Here is a 23,737-nt window from a genome sequence, read left to right on the forward strand (position 1 = left end):
CCGGACACGCCGACGGCCCCGGCGCGTTGCCGGGGCCGTCGTCCGTTGGCAGCGGGTCACGGCAGGTTGCGCGCCATCACGATGCGCTGGACCTGGTTCGTGCCCTCGTAGATCTGCGTGATCTTGGCGTCGCGCATCATCCGCTCGACCGGGTAGTCACGGGTGTAGCCGTAACCGCCGAGCAGCTGGACCGCGTCCGTGGTGACCTCCATCGCCACGTCGGAGGCGAAGCACTTCGCCGCCGCGCCCTGGAAGGTCAGGTCGGCATCGCCGCGCTCGGACTTGGCGGCGGCCGCGTAGGTCAGCTGCCGAGCGGCCTCGATCTTCATCGCCATGTCCGCGAGCATGAACTGGATGCCCTGGAAGTCCGCGATCGGCTTGCCGAACTGCTTGCGCTCCTTGACGTAGCCCTTGGCGTAGTCGAGCGCGCCCTGCGCGATGCCGAGCGCCTGGGCCGCGATCGTGATGCGGGTGTGGTCCAGGGTCTTCATCGCCGTCGCGAAGCCCGTACCCTCCGCGCCGATCATGCGGTCCGCGGGGATGCGGACGTTGTCGAGGTAGACCTCGCGCGTCGGCGAGCCCTTGATGCCGAGCTTCTTCTCGGGCGCGCCGAAGGACACGCCCTCGTCGGACTTCTCGACGACGAACGCGGAGATGCCCTTGGAGCGCTTCTCGGGGTCGGTGACGGCCATGACCGTGTAGTAGTCGGAGACGCCGGCGTTGGTGATCCAGCGCTTCACGCCGTTGAGGACGTAGAAGTCGCCGTCGCGCACCGCCCTGGTCTTCATGCCGGCCGCGTCCGAGCCCGCGTCAGGCTCGGAGAGGCAGTAGGAGAACATCGCGTCGCCCTTGGCGAGCGGGCCCAGGTACTTCTTCTTCAGCTCCTCGGAGCCGGAGAGGATCACGGGGAGCGAGCCCAGCTTGTTCACCGCGGGGATCAGGGACGAGGACGCGCAGGCGCGGGCCACCTCCTCGATCACGATGACCGTGGCGAGCGCGTCGGCACCCGCGCCGCCGTACGTCTCCGGTACGTGCACGGCGTGCAGGTCGGCGGCGACGAGCGCGTCGAGCGCCTCCTGCGGGAAGCGCGCCTCCTCGTCGACGGCGGCGGCGAACGGCTCGATCTTCGCCTCGGCGAGGGAGCGGACCGTTGCGCGGAGCATGTCGTGCTCTTCGGACGGGCGGTACAGATCGAAATCGGCCGATCCAGCCAAGGTCTCTCACTCCCCAAGAGCTAACTACCGTTAAGTAACCCAATTTTAGACGCCGAGGGCGACCGTGGCCTACGTGAGTTTGCCGACAGCGCGGTGATCCGGCGACGGGGGGACCGCCGGCCCGGCCGATATGCTCGGGCGCGGACCTTCGCCCGCATCAGCACTGGAGCTTCCGTATGGCCCTCAAGATCACGGTGATCGGCACCGGCTACCTCGGTGCCACGCACGCCGCGGCAATGGCGGAGCTGGGATTCGAGGTCCTCGGGCTGGACGTCGTCCCGGAGAAGATCGAGATGCTGGCGGCGGGGCGCGTGCCGATGTACGAGCCCGGTCTCGAGGAGCTGCTGCGCAAGCACGTCGCCGGGATCGAGGGCTCGACCGGGCGGCTGCGGTTCACCACGTCGTGGGAGGAGGTCGGCGAGTTCGGCGACGTCCACTTCGTGTGCGTGAACACGCCGCAGAAGCACGGCGAGTACGCCTGTGACATGTCCTACGTCGACGCGGCCTTCGCCTCCCTCGCCCCCCGGCTGACCCGTCCCGCCCTGGTCGTCGGCAAGTCCACGGTGCCCGTCGGCAGCGCCGACCGGCTGGCGGCCCTGCTCGACGAGCGGGCCCCGGGCGACGTGGAGCTGGCGTGGAACCCGGAGTTCCTGCGCGAGGGCTTCGCCGTCGACGACACCCTGCACCCCGACCGCATCGTCGTCGGCGTGCGCAGCGAAGCCGCCGAGAAGCTGCTCCGCGAGGTCTACGCGACGCCCGTCGCCGAGGGCTCGCCCTTCGTCGTGACCGACTTCCCCACCGCCGAACTCGTCAAGACCGCCGCCAACTCCTTCCTCGCGACCAAGATCTCCTTCATCAACGCCATGGCCGAGGTCTGCGAGGCCGCCGGCGGTGACGTGGCGAAGCTGGCGGAGGCCATCGGGCACGACGAGCGCATCGGGAGGAAGTTCCTGCGGGCCGGTGTCGGCTTCGGCGGCGGCTGCCTGCCCAAGGACATCCGGGCGTTCATGGCGCGCGCCGGCGAGCTGGGCGCGGACCAGGCGCTGACCTTCCTGCGGGAGGTCGACTCCATCAACATGCGCCGCCGCGGCCACATGGTCGAGCTGGCCCGGGAGGCCGTCGGCGGCACCTCGTTCCTCGGCAAGCGGGTGGCGGTGCTGGGCGCCACCTTCAAGCCCGACAGCGACGACGTCCGCGACTCCCCCGCCCTCAACGTCGCCGGCCAGATCCACCTCCAGGGCGGCCAGGTCACCGTCTACGACCCCAAGGGCATGGACAACGCCCGTCGGCTCTTCCCCACGCTGGGCTACGCCGACTCGGCGCTGGAGGCGGTGCGCGGCGCGGACGTGGTGCTGCACCTGACCGAGTGGCGCGAGTTCCGCGACCTCGACCCGGTGGAGCTGGGGGCGGTCGTGACGACCCCGATCCTCCTGGACGGCCGCAACGCCCTCGACCCCGACCAGTGGCGCGACGCCGGCTGGACGTACCGCGCCATGGGCCGCCCGCGGGCCTGACCGGGTCCGGGGGCGAGCCTCGCGCCCGCAGCGCGGCGGGCGCGAGCCGCGCCCAGTCGGCCCACGCCCGCTGCACAGCGCGCGGGCTGAGCCCCCGTCAGTTCATGCGCCGAGTACGGCGGGCGCGGGCCTGACCCCCGTCACTCCGCACCTGCGCGGCGCGCGCGGTACGTGCGCATCTTGGTGCGGGCGCCGCACACCGCCATGGAGCACCAGCGGCTGCGGGCCGCCGGGCTGCGGTCGTAATACGCCCACTGGCAGTCCTCGGCCTCGCACGCCTTGAGCCGCAGCCATGTGCCGTCCGCCGCCCCCGCCGCGACCGCCTCGGCGACGCGCGTGAGCAGGGTCGTCGGTCCCGACGGGCGCAGCGCGGCCTCGCCGGACGGGGACACCGTGACGCGCAGGGGCGCGTCGGCGAGAAGGGCGTCGAGTGCCGTCGACGTCCCGTGGCCCGCGTGGGCCAGGCACGCCTCGCGCAGCGCCTCGCGCAGGACGCGGGCCGCGGGGACGTCCTGCGGCGTGAGGGCGAATCGCGCAAGAGCCTCCCGCGTCTCCAGGCTGTCCGCACCGCTCTCGACGTCCAGCGTGTTGACCAGGGCCTCGATCAGCGCGAGGCCGCCGGGTGCGGGGGGCCTGTCATTCATGCTTGCGACGTTACCCCCTATGCGGGACCATGCAGTAACCGTTACCGGTTGAAGGCGCATAGAGGTAACATCGAGGAGGAAGCATGAGCATCGCGAAACTCGGAGCCGTCGTCCTGGACTGTCCCGACCCGGTCGCGCTCGGGCGCTTCTACGCCGAGCTGCTCGGCGGGGAGATCGAGGACGACGGCGAGGGCTGGGTCGACCTGAAGGGTGTGCCGGGCGCGCCCCTCGCCTTTCAGCTGTCGCCCGGACACGTGCCGCCGAAGTGGCCGTCGCCCACGGAGTCGCAGCAGTTCCACCTCGACGTGACCGTCGAGGACATGGACGCGGCGGAGGAGCAGGTCCTGGCGATCGGCGCGACCGTGCTGGACGCGGCGGACCGCAAGCGGACCTGGCGGGTGTACGCGGACCCGGCCGGGCACCCGTTCTGTCTCTGCGCCTGCTGAGTCCGGAGTCCTCTGCGTCCGTTTCGTACGGCGTCGGGCCCCGGTTCGTCGGCCCGTGCCGTACGCCGGCCGTGGCACAAGACCCCACCCGTCGCGGCGGAGGGTGCGTTCGGAGGTGCGCCGCCGAGCGGCGGCGCGCCCCCGTCCGTCATTCCCCGTCGAGCTGGTCGATCGTCGCGTGGGACGGGCCGCGCCGGTCCTGGAGATCGCGGGCCACGGCCTCGGCGGCGCGCAGCACGCGGACCGCGTTCTTCCAGGTCAGCTTGGCCAGGTCGGCGTCCGACCAGCCGCGGCCGAGCAGCTCCGCGATCAGGTTGGGGTAGCCCGCCACGTCGTCGAGGCCGGCCGGAGTGAAGGCCGTCCCGTCGAAGTCGCCGCCGATGCCGATGTGGTCGATGCCGGCGACCTCGCGCATGTGGTCGAGGTGGTCCGCGACCGTCGCCGCGGTCGCGACCGGCCTCGGGTGCGCGGCCTCGAAGGCCTTGTGGATCTTCATCGCCTGGGGTGTGGTGTCCAAGTGGTGCAGCCCGTGCGCCCGCATGTTCTCGTCCGCGGCCCGGGTCCACTCGACCGCCGCGGGCAGGATGAACTTCGGGACGAAGGTGGCCATCGCGACGCCCCCGTTGGCGGGCAGCAGGGCCAGCACGTCGTCGGGGACGTTGCGGGGGTGGTCGCAGATCGCGCGGGACGAGGAATGCGAGAAGACCACCGGCGCCGCCGAGGTGGCGAGCGCGTCGCGCATCGTCGTCGCGGCGACGTGCGAGAGGTCGACGAGCATGCCGAGGCGGTTCATCTCGCGGACGACCTCGTGGCCGAACGGGGACAGGCCGCCCACACCCGGCTCGTCGGTCGCCGAGTCCGCCCACGCGACGTTGTCGTTGTGCGTGAGCGTCATGTAGCGCACGCCCAGCGCGTACAGGGCGCGCAGTGTGGCGAGGGAGTTGTTGATGGAGTGGCCGCCCTCGGCGCCCATCAGGGAGGCGATACGGCCCTCCGCGCGGGCGATCTCCATGTCCTCGGCGCTGAGCGCCCGCACGAGGTCCGCCGGGTAGCGGGTGATCAGCTCGTCGACGACGTCGATCTGCTCCAGCGTGGCGCTGACCGCCTCGTCGCCCGCCATGTCGCTGCGCACGTACACGGACCAGAACTGCGCGCCGACGCAGCCGGCGCGCAGCCGCGGGATGTCGGTGTGCAGGCGGCCCGTCTGGTCACCGGCGATGTCCATCCGGTCCAGGTCGTACCGGACGCGCTCGCGCAGCGCCCACGGCAGGTCGTTGTGGCCGTCGACGACGGGGTGGGCGGCGAGCAGCTCCCGCGCCCGGCGGAGGTGGTCGGTGGGGGTGTCCATGGGCTGTTACTTCCCGAAGCCGAAGGACTCCGCACCTCCGACCCTGGCGCGCAGCCGCTTGCCCTTCTCCGTGGCCTGGTCGTTCAGCTCCTGCTGGAACTCGCGCATCCGGCCGAGCAGCTCCTCGTCCTGCGTGGCGAGGATGCGGGCGGCCAGCAGGCCGGCGTTGCGCGCGCCGCCGACCGAGACGGTGGCGACGGGGACGCCGGCCGGCATCTGCACGATCGACAGCAGCGAGTCCATGCCGTCCAGGTACTTCAGCGGAACGGGGACACCGATGACGGGCAGCGGGGTGACGGAGGCGAGCATGCCCGGCAGGTGGGCCGCACCCCCGGCGCCCGCGATGATCGCCTTGAGCCCCCGGCCGGCGGCTTCCTCACCGTACGCGATCATCTCGCGGGGCATGCGGTGTGCGGAGACAACGTCGACCTCGTACTCGATCTCGAACTCGTCGAGGGCCTGCGCGGCCAGTTCCATGACGGGCCAGTCGGAGTCGGATCCCATGACGATGCCGACGACGGGGCTCATGCTGCTCACTCGGTGATCGTTCCTCGCAGGTAGCCGGCGGCGTGGCGGGCGCGCTCGAGCACGTCGTCCAGGTCGTCGCCGTAAGTGTTGACGTGCCCCACCTTGCGGCCGGGCTTCACGTCCTTGCCATACATATGGATCTTCAGCTGCGGGTCCCGCGCCATGCAGTGCAGATAGGCCGCGTACATGTCGGGGTAGTCGCCACCGAGAACATTGCACATCACGGTCCACGTGGCACGCGGGCGCGGGTCGCCGAGCGGCAGGTCGAGCACGGCGCGGACGTGGTTGGCGAACTGCGAGGTGACCGCGCCGTCCTGGGTCCAGTGGCCGGAGTTGTGCGGGCGCATCGCGAGCTCGTTGACGAGCAGCCGCCCGTCCGTCGTCTCGAACAGCTCGACAGCGAGATGGCCGACGACGCCGAGCTCCGTGGCGATACGCAGCGCCAGCTGCTGCGCCTCGCCGGCCAGCTCGTCCGACAGGCCGGGGGCGGGCGCGATCACCGTGTCGCAGACGCCGTCGACCTGCTGCGACTCGACGACGGGGTAGGCGACGGCCTGGCCGTGCGGGGAGCGGACGATGTTCGCCGCGAGCTCGCGGACGAAGTCGACCTTCTCCTCGGCGAGGACCGGCACACCGGCCTTGAAGGGGGCCTCGGCGTCCGCCTGCGTACGGACGAACCACACGCCCTTGCCGTCGTAGCCGCCCTGCACGGTCTTGAGAATGATCGGGAAGCCCGCGCCCTCCTCGGCGAACGCGGCCGCGTCGGCGGGATCCGTCACGATGCGGTGGCGTGGGCAGGGCGCGCCGATCTCCATGAGCTTCGCGCGCATCACGCCCTTGTTCTGGGCGTGCACCAGCGCCTCGGAGCCCGGCCGGACGGGGATGCCGTCGGCCTCCAGGGCTCGCAGGTGCTCGTAGGGCACGTGCTCGTGGTCGAACGTGATCACGTCGCAGCCGCGCGCGAACGCACGGAGGGTGTCCAGGTCGCGGTAGTCGCCGATGACGACATCGCTGACGACCTGGGCCGCCGAGTCCTGGGCAGTGTCACTGAGGAGCTTGAATTTCAGGCCGAGGGGGATACCCGCCTCGTGGGTCATGCGGGCGAGCTGACCGCCGCCGACCATGCCGACTACCGGGAACGTCACCCCTTCAGGGTATCCGCCGAGCCGACCGGCCCTGTCCGCCGTATGTTCCGACAACCGGTGTAGCGGCCGTCACACCCTTCTCAGGACTCCCGGGCGGCCCGGGGAGCCGCTGGTTAGCATGGCGGTGTCGACGCTGCCGCTCGACGCTGCCGATCCGATGAGGCTGATCCCCCCATGAGTGAACGAGGCGGAGGACTGCGCGGGCAGGTGCGGCAGCTCGCGCGTGAGGTCGCCAAGTTCGGCGCGGTGGGCGGCGCGGGCGTGTTCGTCAACCTCGGGGTCTTCAACCTGGTGCGGAGCACGACCGAGATCCCGGTCGTCCGGGCGTCGATCATCGCCACGCTCGTCGCGATCTGCTTCAACTACCTGGGTTTCCGCCACTTCACCTACCGTGACCGCGACCGGAGCGGCCGGACCCGGGAGCTCACGCTGTTCCTGGCGTTCAGCGGGGTCGGCCTGGTGATCGAGCACGGCATCCTGTACGCGGCGACGTACGGCTTCGGCTGGAACACCACGCTGCAGAACAACCTGTTCAAGTTCCTCGGCATCGGGATAGCGACGCTGTTCCGGTTCTGGTCGTACCGCACCTGGGTCTTCCGGGCGCTGCCCGTGCAGCAGCCCGGGGCGCTCGTGGAGCGGCGGCCGGCGCGGAGCGGGCAGGAGCCCGTGGCGGACCCGGTGCCGGACCGCGTCGCCCGCTGACCCCCGGCCGCGTCGCCGCACCGTCCGGCCCCGGCTCACCGTCCGATCCGGCTCACCGTCCGGCCGCGTCGCCGCACCGTCCGGCCCCGGCTCACCGTCCGATCCGGCTCACCGTCCGGCCGCGTCACCGCACCGTCGGTCTGCCCTCGTCCTTGCGGTTGCGCGCGACCCTGCTCAGGAACAGGGCGAAGACCGGCGGGTGCAGCTGGAGCAGTTCCAGCCTGCCGCCGTCCGCCTCCGCGAGGTCCCGTGCCACGGCCAGGCCGATGCCCGTGGAGTTGCGGCCGCTGATGGTCCGCTCGAAAATGCGGGCCCCGAGGTCCGCCGGGACGCCGGGCCCCTCGTCCGTCACCTCGACGACGGCCTGGTTGCCGGTCACCCGAGTCCGTACCGCGACCGTGCCGCCGCCGTGCATGAGCGAGTTCTCGATGAGCGCGGCGAGCACCTGGGCGACCGCGCCCGGGGTGCCGACGGCCCGCATGTCGCGCCGCCCGGAGTGGACGATCGCGCGGCCCGCGCTGCGGTAGGCCGGGCGCCACTCCTCCAGTTGCTGCTTGACGACCTCGTCGAGGTCGAAGGCGACGGCGGAACCGATCCGGGGGTCGCGCGAGTTGGTCAGGAGCCGCTGCACGACGTCGGTGAGCCGCTCGACCTGGTTCAGCGCGATGCTCGCCTCCTCCTTCACGGTCTCGGGATCGTCGGTGACCGTGATCTCCTCCAGCCGCATCGACAGCGCGGTCAACGGGGTGCGCAGCTGGTGGGAGGCGTCCGCGGCGAGCCTGCGCTCCGCGGTGAGCATGCGGGCGATCCGCTCGGCGCTGGCGTCCAGGACGTCGGCGACCCGGTCCAGTTCGGGGACGCCGTAGCGCCGGTGGCGGGGCCGGGGGTCGCCGGAGCCGAGTCTCTCGGCGGTCTCGGCGAGATCGGTGAGGGGCGCGGCGAGCCGGTTTCCCTGCCGTACCGCGAGCAGGACGGCCGCGACGACGGCGACCAGCGCGACGGCGCCGATGATCAGCAGCGACCGGCCGACCTCGCGCGTCACCACCGAGCGGGACTCCTCCACGGTGACCGTGAAGTTCCGCTCGCCCTCGGCGGTGCCGCGGATGACGCTGCCGCCGGGACGCTTGCCGATCTCGATGGGGTCGCGGCCCGCGATGCGGATCACGGCGTAGCGGGTGACATCGCCCTGCTGGGCGATGATGTCCGGATTGACCGGCTCGCCGCCGACCAGCCTGCTGTCGACGATGCTGGCCAGACGCAGCGCCTCCGAGTCCACGCTCTCCTGCGCGCTGCTGCTGATGGTGCGGGTCTCGACGAGGACCAGCGAGACGCCGAAGACGGCGATGACGACGAGCACCACGGCGAGCGTGGAGTTGATCAGACGGCGGCGCATGGTGTCTGCGGGTCAGGACTCATGGAGTCTTGCGTATCAGGATTTCTCGAAACGGAAGCCGACGCCGCGCACGGTCGCGATGTACCGGGGGTTGGCCGCGTCGTCGCCGAGCTTCTTGCGCAGCCAGGAGATGTGCATGTCCAGGGTCTTGGTCGACGACCACCAGGTGGTGTCCCAGACCTCGCGCATCAGCTGGTCGCGGGTGACGACCCGGCCGGCGTCGCGCACGAGGACGCGCAGCAGGTCGAACTCCTTGGCGGTGAGCTGGAGCTCCTCCTCGCCCATCCAGGCGCGGTGCGACTCGACGTCGATCCGCACGCCGTGCGTCGCGGGGGCGGGCGCGGGCTCGGTGGCGCCGCGCCGGAGCAGGGCCCGGACCCGGGCGAGCAGTTCGGCGAGGCGGAATGGCTTGGTGACGTAGTCGTCGGCGCCCGCGTCGAGACCGACCACGGTGTCCACCTCGTCGGCGCGCGCGGTCAGCACCAGGATCGGCACGGTGTGCCCGTCGGCGCGCAGCCGCCGGGCGACCTCCAGGCCGTCCATGCCGGGCAGTCCGAGGTCGAGCACGACGAGATCGACCCCGCCCGCGAGTCCTGCGTCGAGCGCGCTCGGACCGTCCTCGCGCACCTCCACCTCGTAGCCCTCGCGGCGCAGGGCTCGGGCCAGTGGCTCGGAGATGGATGCGTCGTCCTCGGCGAGCAGTACACGGGTCATGAAGGTGATGGTAGTCCGCATGGAGCAGCCGCCGGGGCGTGATCCACAAGGGCTCCGACTCAGGGATGCGATCCTGGTTGCGACCTTCGATTCAGGGCAGATGGTTCCCTGTTCGCCTGTGATCCATCTCTCAAGTCCTTCCATATGCCACACTGTCGTGCCGTATGGTGGCGAGACGCCTGAAGTAGCGACTGGGGACCTTTGGCATCACCCGTGTGCCAAAGGTCTCAATTCTGCAAAGGGTTGTTCTGCCGCCTTGACGGCAGCGAGAAGTGACCTCACCGGGCGCGTCCCCGCTCACGAAGCGCCGCGTCCCGAGCAAGCAAGGATCGACATGGCGTCCAGCCTGACGAGGGACTCGGCCAGTAACGCTGGCTACGAGAAGACGTTCCTCGGCCACCCCCGCGGTCTGGCCAATCTCTTCATGACCGAGATGTGGGAGCGCTACAGCTTCTACGGCATGCGGGCTCTGCTCGTTCTCTACCTGTCGGCCTCCGTGGCCAAGGGCGGACTCGGCTTCGACACGGCTACCGCCGTCGCCATCTACTCCGTCTACAACGCCATGGTCTACCTGCTCGCCCTGCCGGGCGGCTGGTTCGGTGACCGGCTGTGGGGCGCGCGGAAGACCGTGGCGGTCTCGGGCACGATCATCATGATCGGCCACTTCATGCTGGCGCTGCCCATGCAGGTCTCGTTCTTCATCGGCCTGGCGCTCATCGCCGCCGGTTCCGGACTGCTCAAGGCCAACATCTCGACGATGGTCGGCCACCTCTACCGGGACAAGAACGACCCGCGCCGTGACGGCGGCTTCACGATCTTCTACATGGGCATCAACCTCGGTGCTTTTGTCGCCCCGCTGACCATCGGTTACGTGGGCGAGAAGATCAACTGGCACTACGGCTTCGCCATGGCCGGTATCGGCATGGCCTTCGGTCTCGCCTTCTTCTTCCTGGGCTTCCGCAACCTGGCCCCGGAGTCCAGCCGGGTGCCCGCCCCGCTGTCCGACGCCGAGCGCGCCGGCATCATCAAGAAGGCCCTGATCTGGCTCGCCGTCGCGGCCGCCGCCTACGGCGTCGTGGGCCTCTCGGGCTCGTTCAGCATCGACTGGGTGCTGTGGCCGCTGACCATCCTGGGTCTCGTCCTGCCCGCCTGGTACCTGTTCCGCGTCAAGCGCGACCCCGACCTGGAGCCCGTCGAGCGCTCCCGGATGTCGGCGTACGTCTGGTTCTTCGTCGCCGCCGCCGTCTTCTGGGGCATCTACGACCAGACCGGTTCCACGCTGAGCCTGTTCGCCGACAACAACACCTCGGGCACCCTGTTCGGCTTCGACTTCCCGGCCAGCTGGTTCCAGTCGCTGAACCCGCTGTACGTGATGGCGCTCGCCCCGGTCTTCGCGTGGCTGTGGGTCGCCCTGGCCCGCCGCTCCAAGGAGCCGAGCACGCTGGTCAAGTTCACGCAGGGCCTGGTGCTCATCGGCGCCTCGTTCTTCGTGATGATGCTGGCCCAGGCCGCCTCCGCGGGCGGTGTCATGGTCACCCCGCTGTGGCTGTGCTCCGTGTACCTGATCCAGACCGTGGGTGAGCTGACCCTCTCCCCGGTCGGCCTGTCGCTGACGACGAAGCTGGCGCCCGCCAAGTACGCGTCCCAGATGATGGGTGTCTGGTTCCTGGCCGTCACCGCCGGCGACTCGGTCATCGCCCTGCTCCAGCTGCTGGGCGCGCCGACGGACACCGAGTGGTGGTTCGCCAGCCAGGGTGCGCTCGCGGTGCTCGCGGGTGTCGCGATCTTCATGTACCGCAGGAAGGTGCAGCCGCTCATGGGCGGCGTGCACTGACACGCCCCGTACGCGCACGGAGGGCCGCCGCACCGATTCGGTGCGGCGGCCCTCCGTCGTTCAGCGGGCGCCGCGCAGGCGTTGCCACGGCGTGAACGTGAACACCGCGCCGCCCAGCAGGATCACCGTGCCGGCCACCAGGCCCAGGGCGTGCAGGGTCGCGGTGTCCTCGGCGCCGGTCTGGGCCAGGCCGCCGCTCGTGCCGCCCCCGCCGCTGGTGCCGCCGCCCGCGGAGCCACCGGTGGAGCCGCCGCCGGCCGCTCCGCCCGGCTGGGCCGAGGTGTCGAGTTCGAGGGAGAACGGCACGTCGGCCGGCGGGGTGCAGGTCGTGGTCGTGCCGAGCGCCTTGACCGTGAGGACGCCGGGACTCAGCGTCGTCCGGCCCGTGGCACCGGGTTTGTACGTGCCCGTCAGGTCGGGGATCTCGATCGGGTCGCCCGCCTTGATGGGCTCCTTGTTCGTCGGCCCCTCGACATGGACGAAGCCCTTGTCGGCGCCGCCGAGTTTCACCTCCATGGACGGCTTGACCGAGTCCTTGGGGATGTCGGCCGGGCTGTCCATGACGGACTTCGAGAACTTCACGGTGATGCCGTAGTCGCCGCCGTTCTTCTCGGCGTTGATACGCACCGGGGAGACGGCGTTCTTGTCGCCGATGGGGGTCTTGCACTCGTACGCGACCTGGACCTCCTTGCCCTCGAAGTCCGTCTGGCCACCGCCTCCGCCGCCGGACGTACCGCCGGAGCCGCCCGACGTACCGCCGGAGCCGCCCGACGTACCGCCGGAGCCGCCGGAGTCTCCGCCGCTCGTGGTGCCGCCGGAGCTCGTTCCGCCCGAACTCGTTCCGCCGTTCGTCGTCCCGCCGGAGGTCGTGCCACCGGAGGTCGTGCCGCCGGAGCTCGTGCCGCCCGATGTCGAGCCGCTGCCGTCCGACACCGTGATCGTCGCTCCGACCTGGACCGTCTCCTTCGGCGCGCACGTGGTGTCCGTCGGGATCGGCTTCGAGACGTTGATGGCGTACGGCCCCGGTGTCAGCGTGACCTCGCCCGCCTTCTCCAGCTTCAGCGTGCCCTTCATCTCGGGCAGCACCATGGGGCTGTTCTTGGGGATCGGCGGGTTCTGCCGGGGGCCCTCCATCGCCAGTTCGCCCGTGGCGGCGCCACCGAGGGTGATCGTGCCGGTCGGTTTGACCGTGTCCTTCTCCAGATCCAGGACGTCCGGGTTCTTGGAGGCGGCCTGGACCGTCTTCCAGATCACCTCGACCTGGTCGCCCACCTTGGCCTCCGCCGGCGCGGTGATCTGCACCGTGGTCGTGCCCTGGACGGGTGGCAGGCCGGAGATCGGCGGCGGAATGCATTCCGTCGCGTACGAGACCTCGGCGGCCTGTGCGGGGCTCGCGGCCAGCAGGATCCCCGCGCCGCCGAGCATCAACGCGATCCCGGCCGCGCTCATCCTCCGTTGCGTACTCACGAATGTCCCTTCGTCGTGGGCCGGTCGGTCCGGTTCTCTGACGGTGCGGAGTCAGCGGTGCACCACGGCGGGGCCGCCGTGGTGGTCGAGGGGGCGGCAGGCGGATGGGCCCGGCCGGTGCGGCGGGCGTGCCGCGAGCCCGGCGGCCGGACGCGGTCGACGACCGCCATGCCGATGCGGAACAGCGCCGTGGGCACCACCAGTGCCAGCAGGACCCAGAAGACGGTCACGCCCCAGGGCCGGCCGACGCCCCAGGGCTGCTCGGCGACGACCTTGCCGCCGTACTTCACCGAGACCGCGTAGTCGCCGTGGGCACCTGCCGCGAGCTGGACGGGCAGTTCGATCCGCGCCTTCTCCCCCGGCTTGATCGTGCCGCGCCACTGCTGCTCCTCCCACTGGGGCGCGAACACCCCGTGGGCCGTGCCGACCTGGAAGACGGGGTCCTTCACGGGCGTCGTGCCGAGATTGCCGACGGTGAACTCGAGCGTGCGGGAGGGCGGTGCGCCGAAGAGGACCAGCAGGCCCGATGCGCCCCGCAGACCGGTGGGGGTGAGGACGGCGAGGCGGCCGTCGCCGGTCTGCTCGGGAAGCGGTGCGGTGGGGTGGCCCGCGACGACGAACTCCGCGTCCACCACCCGCTGTTCACCCGTCACCGTGGCGACGTGCACGACACAGGGGCACGGCTCGGGCGGCTCGGCGACCGGCAGCTTCTTCTCGAAGGCGCCCTCGGAGTCGGTGGTGACCGCGCGTCCGTCGGCGTTGGCGCAGGAGTTGGTGCCGCCGATGACACCCGTGCCGGGCGACGACTTTCCACAGATCAGCAGGATCAGCAGGGTCTTCGCCGGCCACCCGGCACCGCTGACGGTGAGGTCCCCGCCCTTGCCGGCCTGGGACGCGGACAGCTCGACGGTCGGCGTGGGCACGGTCGACGCACCGAGCGCGGGGGCGGCGAGGGCGGGGGCGGCGGGCAGGATCAGGAGCAGGGCGGCCAACAGGGCGGTGGGCACGGCACGTTGCATGGTCAGGCTCCTGCTCCCGCCGGTCGGCGTTCGGGGTCGGTACGGCCACGGCGGCGGCGCAGCACGCGGCGTCCGAGGACCAGGGCCGCCGTCACCGCGCTCGTCAGCAGCGCCGCCGGCGCCGGCCCGGCCGCGAACGTCCGCGAGGCGGTCGCCTCGGCCCGCACGGCTCCCGGCGCGCTCGCCGTCACGCGGATGTCCACCGCGTCCAGGCGCGGCGGGTCGGACCAGGGTTCGGAAAGGGTGACCCGGCGGCCCGGGGGCAGTTCGGCCCGTACGCGGGCGGGGCGGCTGAGGACCTCGCCGAACAGCCCGTCCGCGCGGAACGCCACACGTGGCCTCAGCGGCGTGGTGCCCCTGTTGACGAGGGCGTAGCGGATCGAGCCCTCCTCGTACGACACGTCCTCGACGGTGAGGGCGGCCAACAGGGGCCCCTGCACCCGCAGATGGAGCAGTACCGGTTCCTCGCGCCCGGCGCCGGACGCCGTGATCGTCGCCGTCTGCCCGCCCAGCGGGGTGGTCGCGGGGAGGGTGACGGTGAAGGGGACCTCCGCACGGGTGCGGGCGGGGACGGTGACCGTACGGGCGGCGAGCGCGATCCACGGCCCGGCCGCGTGGGCCCGCAGGCGCAGGGTGAGCGGCTCGGCGGCCCGGTTGCTCACCGCGAGCCGGTCCTCCAGGACGGCGCCGGGCGCACCCTCCAGGTACAGGTACGCGCGGTCCGGCGCCCATGCCCCGGACGCCGCGGTCGCGGGAGGTACGGTGGACGCCGCCGTCGCGGGGGGTGCTTCCGACGCCGCCGTCCCCGGAGGTCCGGCGGACGGAGCTGCGGCAGCAGGTGCAGCGGACGGTGCGGCCGCAAGCGCCACCGGAGGTGCCGCCGGGACGAGTGGCGGCGCCGCCGTGAGCGCGAGGACGAGCGCGAGCGCGGCCCGCACGGTCAGCCCGCGGCCCGGCCGCCGCCGCGCCGGGTCAGCCACAGGACTCCCGCGGCACCGGTGAGCAGCACCGTCCCGCCGAGCGTGCCGAGCGCCATGGCAGAGTCCAGCGGGCCCGTCCTCGGGAGCTGCGAGGACGCGGACGCCGGACCGCCCGCCGCCGTGACGTCGAGTTCCAGTGACGGTCCCGGGTTGTTGCGCGGCGTGCACGTGGTCGTCGTGCCGAGCGCCTTGATCGTCAGCACGCCCGCGGTGAAGGTGACCTTGCCGCTCCTGCGCGGCGTGTAGGTGCCCGACAGATCGTTGATCTTGATGGGCGTCTCGGCGGGGATGGCCGCGGCGTTGGCCGGACCCGACACCCGCACCTCTCCGGGGTCCGCGCCGCCCACCTCGATGACCGCGCTCGGGTTCATCGCGCCCTTGCCCAGCTCGATCGGGCTGGACGAGACGCCCTTGCGGAAGGACATCGTGAGCCGGTAGGCGCTGCCGCTCTTCTCGGCTCTGATGTCGATCGGCGAGACCGCGCCCTTGGGGCCGATCGGGGTCCGGCACTGGTAGTCGACGTCGACGACGGCGGCCTGCGCGGCGGGGGCGGCGATCAGCACCGCCGAGCCCGCCACGGCGGCTGCCGCCGCGAGAGCTGTCCGCTTGCGGTTCCGGTACGACACCTCGGTTCCCCTCGTGCGCACATGGACTGACGCCGTTACTGACGGCACATCAGATCGGGGGGCTCAAGGTACGCCGGGGGCCCTGGGGAGGGAAGACAAAGAGCACGCCGTATCGGCGTGCTCCACAAGAGATGCGGCTACGGCCCGCGAACGCTCACGCGGGCGCGGCGAGTTCGGCCCAGACCGTCTTCCCCGGTGAACCGGGCCTCCGCACAACTCCCCAGTCGAGGCAGAGTCGTTGGACGATGAACATTCCGTGACCACCGGGCCGTCCCGCGCGGTGCGGGGTGCGCGGCGCGGGCTGGCCCGTGCCGCGGTCGGTGACCTCCAGGCGCAGGACCTTCCCGTCGCAGCCGATGCGCAGCTCCTCGGGGCCCTCGGCGTGCAGACAGGCGTTGGTGACCAGTTCGGAGACGACGAGCAGCACGTCCTCGGCCGCCGCCCGGCGATCCGCCGTCCCCGCAGGAAGCCAGCCCCAGTCGTGGAGCGCCTGCCGGGTGAAGTCGCGGGCGAGCGGAACGATCCCGCTGGCACTGCCGAGCGCGAGGCTGCGCAGCGCACCGCCGACCGGTGCGCCGGACACGGGCACGGTCGGCGCCGCGGCGGCGGCTCCCGGCTCGGGGCCGAGATCGCCCGGCTGTTCCTGCCGGGTGGTGCTCATCAGCGCTTCACCTCACCGATTCACCGGTTCGCCATGGATTCAGTACGCAGAGTGTCAGACGTTCAACATTCTGCGGGGTTCTCCTGCCCGGCCGAATCGTGACAACACCCCCTGGGTCGGCACGTCATACGTGACGCCGACTACAGGGGCGGACGGCCGGCCCGGACTCAGTCGGACAGGGCCGCTTCGAGGGAGTCGTGCACGGTGAAGACCGCCTCGGCTCCGGTGATCTCGAAAACCCTCGCCACCACGGGCTGCATCCCGGCCAAATGGACCCCTCCCCCACCGGCCTCGGCCTTGAGCCGGGCACTCAGCAGAACATTGAGCCCGGTGGAGTCGCAGAAATCGAGGCGTGAGCAGTCGATCACCAGGCGTACACGACCTCGTCCGATCGCCTCGTCCAAGGGCGCACGCAGCAGGTCGGCGGTGTGGTGATCCAGCTCACCCGCCGGTTGCACAATCTCGCTGCGGCCCTCGGTCCGAACCTCGACCTGAAGCCGGCCCCGACTCACGCTGCCGACCGTCTCGCGGTCCATGCCGTCCCTCTTCGCCGTGTCGTTCGCTGCGTCGTCCACCGTTTCGTGCCACACGTCACACGCCACCCCCTGGGCGGCGCCGGGCACCCGTCGAACCCTACGCCCTCCCCGCGTCCACCGGTACCCGAACTACCCCGCAATGCGGACATACATGACATACGCCACTTGCCATCGTCCCCGCCGAGCCGGTAGGGCTAGTAAGGACACACCCGACACGGCCGGCTTTGGAGGCGCCGCTCACCGCAGCAGCATGCATGGCATCGGCAGCCATATGCCGAGAACGATGGAGGAGACCATGTCACCCCGGCTCGACGCACCGCGTACCCCCGACGCGCCGTCGGCACACCCCGCCCGTACGACCGCTCACGACCCCGCCGGGACCGGCGACGCCGCCGCGACCGACGCAGCGCAGGCAGCCGCCGCGACCGACGCGGCGGTCGAGGCCGCCGACGCGGTCGAGGCCGCCGCCACTGAGGCCGCAGCCTCGGCTGCAGGACAGCACCCCACGGGCCTGGAGGAAGACCTTCCGGATCTGCCGGCGATTCCGCCCTTCGACGAGGTGGACTCGCTGGACGCGCGAGCGCTGTCGAAGACGCTCTTCGAGCGGCTCACGGTCCTCGAAGAGGGCACGCACGAGTACGCCTACGTCCGCAACACGCTGGTCGAACTCAACCTGGCCCTGGTCAAGTTCGCCGCCTCACGGTTCCGCACGCGCAGCGAACCGATGGAGGACATCATCCAGGTCGGCACCATCGGCCTGATCAAGGCGATCGACCGGTTCGAACTCACGCGGGGCGTCGAGTTCCCGACGTTCGCGATGCCGACCATCATCGGCGAGATCAAGCGCTTCTTCCGGGACACGTCCTGGTCGGTGCGGGTGCCGCGGCGGCTGCAGGAACTGCGGCTGGAGCTCGCGAAGGCCGGTGACGAGCTCTCCCAGCAGCTGGACCGCACGCCCACCGTCGGCGAACTCGCCGAACGCCTCGGCATCAGCCGGGACGAGGTCGTCGAGGGCATGGCGGCGACCAACGCGTACACCGCGAGCTCGCTGGACGCCCAGCCCGAGGAGGACGACACCGAGGGCGCGCTCGCCGACCGCATCGGCTACGAGGACCACGGCCTCGAAGGCATCGAGTACGTCGAGTCGCTCAAGCCGATGATCGCGGGACTCCCGCAGCGGGACCGCGAGATCCTCAGCCTGCGGTTCGTGGCGAACATGACGCAGTCCGAGATCGGCGAGGAGCTCGGCATCTCGCAGATGCACGTGTCCAGGCTGCTCACGAAGACGCTGGTGAAGCTGCGCAAGGGGCTCACTCTGGAGGAGTGAACCTTTGGAGGAGGAGTCCGTTACGGGGCGGCGGGGGGTTCCAGCGCGGCCGTCACCGCCGCCTCCGCGTGCAGCCGCGTCGTCGGGAACACCGGCACTGGGCTGTCGCCCGCCCCGATCAGCAGCTCGATCTCCGTGCAGCCCAGGACGACGCCCTGTGCGCCCGCCGAGACGAGTTCGCCGATGACCCGCCGGTAGGCGGCGCGGGACTCCTCGCGGACGACTCCGAGGCACAACTCCTCGTAGATCACCCGGTGGACGAGGGCGCGACCGGCGGCGTCCGGAGTGCGGACCGTCAGGCCGTGGGAGGCCAGCCGGTCACGGTAGAAGTCCTGCTCCATCGTGAAGGCGGTGCCCAGCAGGCCCACGGTGGTGAGGCCCTTCGCCCGCACGGCCGCGGCGGTGGCGTCCGCGAGGTGCAGCAGCGGCACGCCGACCGCGTCCTCAACCTGGCCCGCGACCTTGTGCATCGTGTTGGTGCAGATCAGCAGCAGGTCCGCGCCCGCCGCCTCCAGACCCTTGGCCGCCTCGGCGAGGATGTCACCGGCCCGCTGCCAGTCGCCGGCGACCTGCAGTGCCTCGATCTCCGCGAAGTCCACGGAATGCAGAACGCACTTGGCGGAGTGCAGCCCGCCGAGCCGTTCCCGTACGAGCTCGTTGAGGAGCCGGTAGTACTCCGCGCTGGATTCCCAGCTCATGCCGCCGATCAGTCCGATGGTTCGCATCGGGTCACTGTCGCATGTCGCGGCCCGAGCGGGCGCGTCCGCCCGTGACACTTGGACCCCGGCTCACGAGAGGACACCCGTCATGCCTCCTGTCATCGCAGTCACCGGAGCGAGCGGACGCGTCGGCGGCCGGGTGGCGGCCAGGCTCTCCGCGGCGGGCGTCGCGACCCGGCTGGTGGGCCGTGATCCGGCCCGGCTGCCCGACCTGCCCGGCGCGGTCGCCGCGCCCCCCGGCCTCGTACGGCGACGGCGACGGCGAGGCGATGCGGCGGGCCCTGGACGGCGCCGACACCCTGGCGATGACCGGCAGGGACGGGGTGCTGCGCGGCCCCGGCCGGGCAAGGGAGGGTGGCCGCCGTCGCCCACGACGACATCGCCGACGCGGCGGCGGCCGTCCTCCTCGACGGGCCCGGTCCGCACGACCGCGCGGTGTACGACCTGACCGGCCCCACCGCGTTCTCCCTCGCCGAGGCCGCGGCCGAACTGACCCGCGCCGCCGGCCGCACCGTGCGCTACCACCCCGAGTCCGAGGACGAGGCCTACGCCTCGCGGGCCGGCTTCGGCGCCGAGGAGTGGGAGGTGACGGGCTGGGTCACCTCGTACGAGGCGATGGGCGCCGGCGAGATGGCCCTGGTCTCGGACGCGGTGCCGCGGCTGACCGGGCACCCGGCGCAGTCGCTGCGCGAGTACCTGGCCGAGCACCCGCGCAGCTACGCGCACCTGCTGCCGTAGCGGACGGCTAGATCCGCTTCCCGGCCCGCCAGACCTCGCGCACCAGCGGCACGCCCGGGCGGTAGGCGAGATGGACGTGGCTCGGGGCGTCCAGCAGGGCGAGGTCCGCGCGGGACCCGGGCGCAAGGCGGCCGACGTCCGTACGGCGCAGGGCCGCCGCGCCGCCCGCCGTGGCGGACCACAGCGCCTCGTCGGGCGTCATCCCCATGTCGCGCACGGCGAGCGCGATGCAGAACGGCATCGAGGACGTGAACGACGAGCCCGGGTTGCAGTCCGTCGACAGCGCGACGGTGGCGCCTGCGTCGATCAGCCGGCGCGCGTCGGGCCACTCGGCGCGGGTGGAGAACTCCGCGCCCGGCAACAGGGTCGCGACGGTCGCGCTGTTGGCGAGGGCGTCGACGTCCGCGTCCGTGAGGTGGGTGCAGTGGTCGGCGGACGCGGCGTCCAGCTCGACGGCGAGCTGCACGCCCGGGCCGTAGCTGAGCTGGTTGGCGTGCACGCGCGGCAGGAGGCCCTTCGCCTTGCCCGCGGTCAGCACCGCACGCGCCTGGTCCCCGTCGAACGCGCCCTTCTCGCAGAACACGTCGACCCAGCGCGCGTGCGGCGCACACGCGTCCAGCATCGCGCCGGTGACGAGGGCGACGTAGGCCGCCGGGTCGTCGGCGTAGTCCGGGGAGACGACGTGCGCGCCGAGGTACGTCACCTCGTCGGTGTGCCGGGCGGCGATCCGCAGCGCCCTGGCCTCGTCCTCGACGGTCAGCCCGTAACCGGACTTGGTCTCGAACGTGGTCGTGCCCTGGCGCAGGGCCTCGTCGAGATACCGGGTGAGATTGGCCTCGAGTTCGTCGTCGCTCGCGGCGCGGGTGGCGGCGACGGTGGTGCGGATGCCGCCGGCGGAGTAGGCCCGGCCGGACATGCGGGCGTTGAACTCCTGGGTGCGGTCGCCCGCGAAGACGAGGTGCGAGTGGGAGTCCACGAAGCCGGGGATGCAGGCGCGGCCGCCGGCGTCGTGCCGCCGGTCGGCGTCGGGCGCGTCCTTGGCGGCCCCGGCCCAGGCGACGCGGTCGCCGTCAATGACGAGCGCGGCGTCCTCGACGAGGCCGAGGGGGGTGCCGTCGCCGAGGGCGGGGTCGTTGGTGACGAGGGTGGCGATGTTGGTGACGAGGGTGGTGGTCATGGGGGTCCTTTCGGGAGGTTTCTTTTCCCCACCCCCCTTCCCGAACCGGGGCAAGCCCCGGGCCCCGCAACGCGCTTCGCGCGGTGGCCTCAATCGCCGGCCGGGCTCTTTTGGAGCCCCGCTGGGGGCACTCCCCTGGCTTCGCCGGGGGGGACCCCCACCCACGGCCGCCAGGCCGTAGGGGGAGATTGAGGCGCGGGGGTCCGGGGGCAGCGCCCCCGGTTCCGGGAAGGGGCGGGGTGGGGGACAAGCAACGTCACGAGCGCAGCGCGGACACCGCCTCCCCCAGCGCCGCCCCCACATCCGGCACCCGCACATGCGCGCCCCCGCGCACCACGCGGCGGCCCCCCACCACCACGTCGCGCACGTCCGCCGCGCCCGCCGCGAAGACCGCCGTCTCCGCGCCCAGGGCCGGCACCGGTCCGGCCGTCCGTACCGAGTCCAGCGTGATCGTGGTGAAGTCCGCGAGCGCACCCTGCTCCAGGCGGCCCGCGTCGGGCCAGCCCAGTGCGGCATGGCCGTCCGCCGTCGCCGCGCGCAGCAGCGCCGCCGCCGTCCAGTGGCCGCGCGTACGCGAACGGAGCCGTTCGTTCAGCTCCATCGCCCGCGCCTCCTCGAACAGGTCGATCACCGCGTGGCTGTCGCTGCCGAGGGACAGCGGCGAGCCGGCGGCCTGGAGCGCGGGGGCGGGTCCGATGCCGTCGGCGAGGTCGCGTTCCGTCGTGGGGCACATGCAGGTGCCCGTCGCCGTGCCGCCCAGCAGCGCGATGTCCTCGTCCGTGAGGTGCGTGTTGTGCACCCCGGTGGTGCGGGGGCCGAGGACGCCGTGGTCGGCGAGCAGCCGGGCCGGTGTCACGCCGTGCGCCGCGAGGCAGGCGTCGTTCTCCGCGGTCTGCTCGGAGAGGTGGACGTGGAGGGGCGCGTTGCGCGCGGACGCCCAGGCGGCGACCGTCGACAACTGCTGCGCGGGGACGGCCCGTACGGAGTGGATCGCCGCTCCGATGCGTACGTGGTCGCCGTCCTTCAGGGCGTCCGCCCGCTCGGCCCAGGCGCCCGCCGTGCCGTCGGAGAAGCGCAGCTGGTGCTCGTTCGGCGGCTCACCGAAGCCTGAGGACAGATAGGCGGTGTCGAGCAGCGTGATGCGGATGCCCGCCTCGGCCGCGGCCGCGATCAGGGCCTCGCCCATGGCGTTCGGATCGGCGTAGGGCGTGCCACCGGGCGCGTGGTGGACGTAGTGGAACTCGCCGACGGCCGTGATCCCGGCGAGCGCCATCTCGGCGTACACCGCGCGGGCCAGCGTGAAGTACGTCTCCGGGGTCAGCCGGGACGCGACCTGGTACATGACCTCGCGCCAGGTCCAGAACGTGCCGCTACCCACCTGGACCGTGCCGCGCAGCGCGCGGTGGAAGGCGTGCGAGTGGGCGTTCGCCAGGCCGGGGACGGTGAGTCCGCGCAGGACCTCCGCTCCCGGCGGCGGAGCATCGACGCCCGTGCGGACGGCCGCGATGGTGCCGTCACGCACGTCCAGGGCCACGCCCGGCTCGACGCGGGTGCCGAGCCAGGCGTGTTCCAGCCAGTAGGTCACCTGCACGCCAGACCCTCCAGTACGTCGGCGAGTGCGATCACCCCGGCCACACAGTCGTCCTCGGACGCGAATTCCGCCGGGGAGTGCGAGACCCCTGTGGGGTTGCGTACGAACAGCATGGCGGTCGGAACGGACGCGGACAGGATTCCGGCGTCGTGTCCGGCGCCCGTGCCGAGGACCGGCACGGCACCGCCGAGGATCCTGTTGAGCTCGTCGCGCAGCGCGTGCTCGAAGTCGATCACTGGGGTGAACGACTCCCGTACGACGGTCAGGTCCACTCCGTCGCGGTCCGCGCGCTCCTTCGCGGCGTGCTCGATCGCCGTGACGACGGTGTCGAGCGCCGCCTGGTCGGGGGCGCGCGAGTCGAGCCAGCCGCGGACGAGGGAGGGGATGGCGTTGACGCCGTTCGGCTCGACGGAGATCTTGCCGAACGTGGCGACGGCGCCCGCGAGTTCCGCCTCACGGCGGGCGGCGAGCACGGTCTCCGCGTACGTCAGCATCGGGTCGCGCCGGTCGACGAGGCGCGTGGTGCCGGCGTGGTTCGCCTCGCCGCGGAAGTCGAAGCGCCACCGGCCGTGCGGCCAGATCGCGGAGGCGATGCCGACCGCGTGGCCCGTCCCCGCGACGGAGCCGCTGTCCAGTGCCGCGAGTGCGCGGCCCTGCTCGACGTGCAGCTCGACGAACGCACCGATGCGGGCGAGCCGTTCGGGATCGGGACCGATGGCGGCCGGGTCGTGTCCGGCGGCCTCCATCGCCTGGGGCAGGCTGATCCCGTCGCCGTCGCGCAGCTCGTACGCGGCCTCCCGCGTCAGCTGCCCGGCGGTGAGCCGGGAGCCGACACAGGCGAGCCCGAACCGGGCGCCCTCCTCGTCACCGAAGTTGGTGACGGCGATCGGCCGGGTGAACTCCACACCCCTGTTACGGAGTTCGTCGAGGGCGGCGAAGGACGACACGACGCCGAGCGGCCCGTCGAAGGCCCCGCCGTCGGGGACGGAGTCGAGGTGCGAGCCGGTGACGACGGCGTCACCCGCCGAGGGGTCGCCGAGCCAGGCCCACTGGTTGCCGTTGCGGTCGGTCTCGTAGGCGAGCCCGCGCGCCTCGGCCTGCGCGCGGAACCATGCGCGGCACTCGCGGTCGGCCTCGGTCCACGCGTAACGGCGGTATCCGCCGGTGTCGGCGTTGCGGCCGATGGGCGCGAGCTCCCGCCACATCTCGTGGAACGACATGGTCACGCCTGGTCGCCTTCGCGCATGGGGATGCGGACGCCCTTGTCGGTGGCGACGGTGTCGGCGATGTCGTAGCCGGCGTCGACGTGACGGATGACGCCCATGCCCGGGTCGTTGGTCAGCACCCGGCGGACCTTCGCCCCCGCCAGCCGGGTGCCGTCCGCGACCCGGGTGCCGTCCGCGACCGTCGCCAG

The 23,737-nt window shown here is 72.0% G+C and carries 23 protein-coding genes and 1 pseudogene; 6 read left to right on the top strand and 18 right to left on the bottom strand.

What is annotated here, in order from left to right; genetic code table 11:
* Nucleotides 1-56: 56 nt before the first annotated feature.
* Nucleotides 57-1,214, bottom strand: a complete 1,158-nt coding sequence (locus tag ACLB9X_RS31090; RefSeq protein WP_410363765.1) for an acyl-CoA dehydrogenase family protein — start codon at nucleotides 1,212-1,214, stop codon at nucleotides 57-59.
* A gap of 176 nt (nucleotides 1,215-1,390) precedes the next feature.
* Here ACLB9X_RS31090 and ACLB9X_RS31095 point away from each other — a divergent pair, with 176 nt between their 5' ends.
* On the top strand, nucleotides 1,391-2,728 hold the full coding sequence (locus ACLB9X_RS31095) for a UDP-glucose dehydrogenase family protein (RefSeq protein WP_410363766.1): 1,338 nt from the start codon (nucleotides 1,391-1,393) through the stop codon (nucleotides 2,726-2,728).
* A gap of 140 nt (nucleotides 2,729-2,868) precedes the next feature.
* On the opposite strand, the gene ACLB9X_RS31100 is transcribed toward ACLB9X_RS31095, so the two are convergent.
* On the bottom strand, nucleotides 2,869-3,372 hold the full coding sequence (locus tag ACLB9X_RS31100) for a CGNR zinc finger domain-containing protein (RefSeq protein ID WP_410363767.1): 504 nt from the start codon (nucleotides 3,370-3,372) through the stop codon (nucleotides 2,869-2,871).
* Between the two features lie 83 nt (nucleotides 3,373-3,455).
* Between ACLB9X_RS31100 and ACLB9X_RS31105 the strand changes: the two genes are divergently transcribed.
* The gene (locus tag ACLB9X_RS31105) at nucleotides 3,456-3,818 is read left to right on the top strand and encodes a VOC family protein (protein WP_410363768.1); all 363 of its coding nucleotides are present in this window, start codon (nucleotides 3,456-3,458) and stop codon (nucleotides 3,816-3,818) included.
* A gap of 148 nt (nucleotides 3,819-3,966) precedes the next feature.
* On the opposite strand, the gene ACLB9X_RS31110 is transcribed toward ACLB9X_RS31105, so the two are convergent.
* The 3 genes from ACLB9X_RS31110 to ACLB9X_RS31120 are packed head-to-tail and all read right to left on the bottom strand — an operon-like array spanning nucleotide 3,967 to nucleotide 6,839.
* Nucleotides 3,967-5,166 carry a dipeptidase gene (locus ACLB9X_RS31110; protein ID WP_410363769.1) on the bottom strand — a complete coding sequence of 400 codons (1,200 nt, stop codon included), beginning with the start codon at nucleotides 5,164-5,166 and terminating at the stop codon, nucleotides 3,967-3,969.
* A 6-nt stretch (nucleotides 5,167-5,172) separates the two neighbouring features.
* Nucleotides 5,173-5,694, bottom strand: a complete 522-nt coding sequence (purE, locus tag ACLB9X_RS31115; RefSeq protein ID WP_410363786.1) for a 5-(carboxyamino)imidazole ribonucleotide mutase — start codon at nucleotides 5,692-5,694, stop codon at nucleotides 5,173-5,175.
* Between the two features lie 5 nt (nucleotides 5,695-5,699).
* A complete protein-coding gene (locus ACLB9X_RS31120) occupies nucleotides 5,700-6,839 on the bottom strand; it encodes a 5-(carboxyamino)imidazole ribonucleotide synthase (protein ID WP_410363770.1) in 1,140 nt (379 codons plus the stop codon).
* A gap of 174 nt (nucleotides 6,840-7,013) precedes the next feature.
* Between ACLB9X_RS31120 and ACLB9X_RS31125 the strand changes: the two genes are divergently transcribed.
* Nucleotides 7,014-7,541: a GtrA family protein gene (locus ACLB9X_RS31125; RefSeq protein ID WP_410363771.1), complete on the top strand. Its 528-nt coding sequence runs from the start codon at nucleotides 7,014-7,016 to the stop codon at nucleotides 7,539-7,541.
* A 124-nt stretch (nucleotides 7,542-7,665) separates the two neighbouring features.
* On the opposite strand, the gene ACLB9X_RS31130 is transcribed toward ACLB9X_RS31125, so the two are convergent.
* Nucleotides 7,666-8,934: an ATP-binding protein gene (locus tag ACLB9X_RS31130; RefSeq protein ID WP_410363772.1), complete on the bottom strand. Its 1,269-nt coding sequence runs from the start codon at nucleotides 8,932-8,934 to the stop codon at nucleotides 7,666-7,668.
* Nucleotides 8,935-8,970: 36 nt separating this feature from the next.
* Entirely contained in the window at nucleotides 8,971-9,648 is a 678-nt protein-coding gene (locus tag ACLB9X_RS31135; RefSeq protein ID WP_410363773.1) for a response regulator transcription factor, read from the bottom strand.
* A 334-nt stretch (nucleotides 9,649-9,982) separates the two neighbouring features.
* Here ACLB9X_RS31135 and ACLB9X_RS31140 point away from each other — a divergent pair, with 334 nt between their 5' ends.
* Nucleotides 9,983-11,482 (top strand): peptide MFS transporter, encoded by a 1,500-nt coding sequence (locus ACLB9X_RS31140; protein ID WP_410363774.1) that lies wholly within the window; start codon nucleotides 9,983-9,985, stop codon nucleotides 11,480-11,482.
* A 60-nt stretch (nucleotides 11,483-11,542) separates the two neighbouring features.
* Here ACLB9X_RS31140 and ACLB9X_RS31145 read toward each other — a convergent pair whose 3' ends face one another.
* From ACLB9X_RS31145 to ACLB9X_RS31170, 6 genes are all read right to left on the bottom strand, one after another.
* Entirely contained in the window at nucleotides 11,543-12,931 is a 1,389-nt protein-coding gene (locus ACLB9X_RS31145) for a hypothetical protein (RefSeq protein WP_410363775.1), read from the bottom strand.
* Nucleotides 12,932-12,945: 14 nt separating this feature from the next.
* A complete protein-coding gene (locus ACLB9X_RS31150; RefSeq protein WP_410363776.1) occupies nucleotides 12,946-13,968 on the bottom strand; it encodes a hypothetical protein in 1,023 nt (340 codons plus the stop codon).
* Nucleotides 13,969-13,970: 2 nt separating this feature from the next.
* On the bottom strand, nucleotides 13,971-14,948 hold the full coding sequence (locus ACLB9X_RS31155) for a hypothetical protein (protein WP_410363777.1): 978 nt from the start codon (nucleotides 14,946-14,948) through the stop codon (nucleotides 13,971-13,973).
* On the bottom strand, nucleotides 14,909-15,574 hold the full coding sequence (locus ACLB9X_RS31160; protein WP_410363778.1) for a peptidase: 666 nt from the start codon (nucleotides 15,572-15,574) through the stop codon (nucleotides 14,909-14,911). The genes ACLB9X_RS31155 and ACLB9X_RS31160 overlap by 40 nt, the downstream gene beginning before the upstream one ends.
* Nucleotides 15,575-15,728: 154 nt before the next feature.
* A complete protein-coding gene (locus tag ACLB9X_RS31165; RefSeq protein ID WP_410363779.1) occupies nucleotides 15,729-16,235 on the bottom strand; it encodes an ATP-binding protein in 507 nt (168 codons plus the stop codon).
* 167 nt (nucleotides 16,236-16,402) lie between these two features.
* A complete protein-coding gene (locus ACLB9X_RS31170; RefSeq protein ID WP_410363787.1) occupies nucleotides 16,403-16,771 on the bottom strand; it encodes an STAS domain-containing protein in 369 nt (122 codons plus the stop codon).
* Between the two features lie 283 nt (nucleotides 16,772-17,054).
* Between ACLB9X_RS31170 and ACLB9X_RS31175 the strand changes: the two genes are divergently transcribed.
* Entirely contained in the window at nucleotides 17,055-18,098 is a 1,044-nt protein-coding gene (locus ACLB9X_RS31175) for an RNA polymerase sigma factor SigF (RefSeq protein ID WP_410363780.1), read from the top strand.
* 20 nt (nucleotides 18,099-18,118) lie between these two features.
* Here the strand turns inward: ACLB9X_RS31175 and ACLB9X_RS31180 are convergent, their stop codons facing one another.
* Complete coding sequence (locus ACLB9X_RS31180; RefSeq protein ID WP_410363781.1) at nucleotides 18,119-18,823, bottom strand: aspartate/glutamate racemase family protein; 705 nt, start codon at nucleotides 18,821-18,823, stop codon at nucleotides 18,119-18,121.
* 82 nt (nucleotides 18,824-18,905) lie between these two features.
* Here ACLB9X_RS31180 and ACLB9X_RS31185 point away from each other — a divergent pair.
* Nucleotides 18,906-19,555 (top strand): annotated as a pseudogene (locus ACLB9X_RS31185) (hypothetical protein).
* Between the two features lie 7 nt (nucleotides 19,556-19,562).
* On the opposite strand, the gene hutI reads toward ACLB9X_RS31185, so the two are convergent.
* The 4 genes from hutI to ACLB9X_RS31205 form a co-directional block, all read right to left on the bottom strand.
* On the bottom strand, nucleotides 19,563-20,732 hold the full coding sequence (gene hutI / locus ACLB9X_RS31190; protein ID WP_410363782.1) for an imidazolonepropionase: 1,170 nt from the start codon (nucleotides 20,730-20,732) through the stop codon (nucleotides 19,563-19,565).
* 256 nt (nucleotides 20,733-20,988) lie between these two features.
* Complete coding sequence (locus ACLB9X_RS31195; RefSeq protein ID WP_410363783.1) at nucleotides 20,989-22,323, bottom strand: formimidoylglutamate deiminase; 1,335 nt, start codon at nucleotides 22,321-22,323, stop codon at nucleotides 20,989-20,991.
* The gene (locus ACLB9X_RS31200; protein WP_410363788.1) at nucleotides 22,314-23,543 is read right to left on the bottom strand and encodes an allantoate amidohydrolase; all 1,230 of its coding nucleotides are present in this window, start codon (nucleotides 23,541-23,543) and stop codon (nucleotides 22,314-22,316) included. The genes ACLB9X_RS31195 and ACLB9X_RS31200 overlap by 10 nt, the downstream gene beginning before the upstream one ends.
* Nucleotides 23,544-23,545: 2 nt before the next feature.
* Nucleotides 23,546-23,737, bottom strand: a 192-nt coding sequence (locus ACLB9X_RS31205; RefSeq protein WP_410363784.1) for a hypothetical protein, incomplete at its 5' end; no start/stop codon positions are given.

Origin of the sequence: Streptomyces sp. 5K101, assembly GCF_046506645.1 — a bacterium.
Classification (GTDB): domain Bacteria; phylum Actinomycetota; class Actinomycetes; order Streptomycetales; family Streptomycetaceae; genus Streptomyces.

Coding starts and splice junctions, on each gene's coding strand:
- ACLB9X_RS31135 (WP_410363773.1), bottom strand. CDS start 9,648: ATGACCCGTGTACTGCTCGCCGAGGACGACGCATCCATCTCCGAGCCA.
- purE (WP_410363786.1), bottom strand. CDS start 5,694: ATGAGCCCCGTCGTCGGCATCGTCATGGGATCCGACTCCGACTGGCCC.
- ACLB9X_RS31200 (WP_410363788.1), bottom strand. CDS start 23,543: ATGTCGTTCCACGAGATGTGGCGGGAGCTCGCGCCCATCGGCCGCAAC.
- ACLB9X_RS31095 (WP_410363766.1), top strand. CDS start 1,391: ATGGCCCTCAAGATCACGGTGATCGGCACCGGCTACCTCGGTGCCACG.
- ACLB9X_RS31180 (WP_410363781.1), bottom strand. CDS start 18,823: ATGCGAACCATCGGACTGATCGGCGGCATGAGCTGGGAATCCAGCGCG.
- ACLB9X_RS31130 (WP_410363772.1), bottom strand. CDS start 8,934: ATGCGCCGCCGTCTGATCAACTCCACGCTCGCCGTGGTGCTCGTCGTC.
- ACLB9X_RS31125 (WP_410363771.1), top strand. CDS start 7,014: ATGAGTGAACGAGGCGGAGGACTGCGCGGGCAGGTGCGGCAGCTCGCG.
- ACLB9X_RS31140 (WP_410363774.1), top strand. CDS start 9,983: ATGGCGTCCAGCCTGACGAGGGACTCGGCCAGTAACGCTGGCTACGAG.
- ACLB9X_RS31100 (WP_410363767.1), bottom strand. CDS start 3,372: ATGAATGACAGGCCCCCCGCACCCGGCGGCCTCGCGCTGATCGAGGCC.
- ACLB9X_RS31170 (WP_410363787.1), bottom strand. CDS start 16,771: ATGGACCGCGAGACGGTCGGCAGCGTGAGTCGGGGCCGGCTTCAGGTC.
- ACLB9X_RS31110 (WP_410363769.1), bottom strand. CDS start 5,166: ATGGACACCCCCACCGACCACCTCCGCCGGGCGCGGGAGCTGCTCGCC.
- ACLB9X_RS31105 (WP_410363768.1), top strand. CDS start 3,456: ATGAGCATCGCGAAACTCGGAGCCGTCGTCCTGGACTGTCCCGACCCG.
- ACLB9X_RS31145 (WP_410363775.1), bottom strand. CDS start 12,931: ATGAGCGCGGCCGGGATCGCGTTGATGCTCGGCGGCGCGGGGATCCTG.
- hutI (WP_410363782.1), bottom strand. CDS start 20,732: ATGACCACCACCCTCGTCACCAACATCGCCACCCTCGTCACCAACGAC.
- ACLB9X_RS31165 (WP_410363779.1), bottom strand. CDS start 16,235: ATGAGCACCACCCGGCAGGAACAGCCGGGCGATCTCGGCCCCGAGCCG.
- ACLB9X_RS31150 (WP_410363776.1), bottom strand. CDS start 13,968: ATGCAACGTGCCGTGCCCACCGCCCTGTTGGCCGCCCTGCTCCTGATC.
- ACLB9X_RS31175 (WP_410363780.1), top strand. CDS start 17,055: ATGGAGGAGACCATGTCACCCCGGCTCGACGCACCGCGTACCCCCGAC.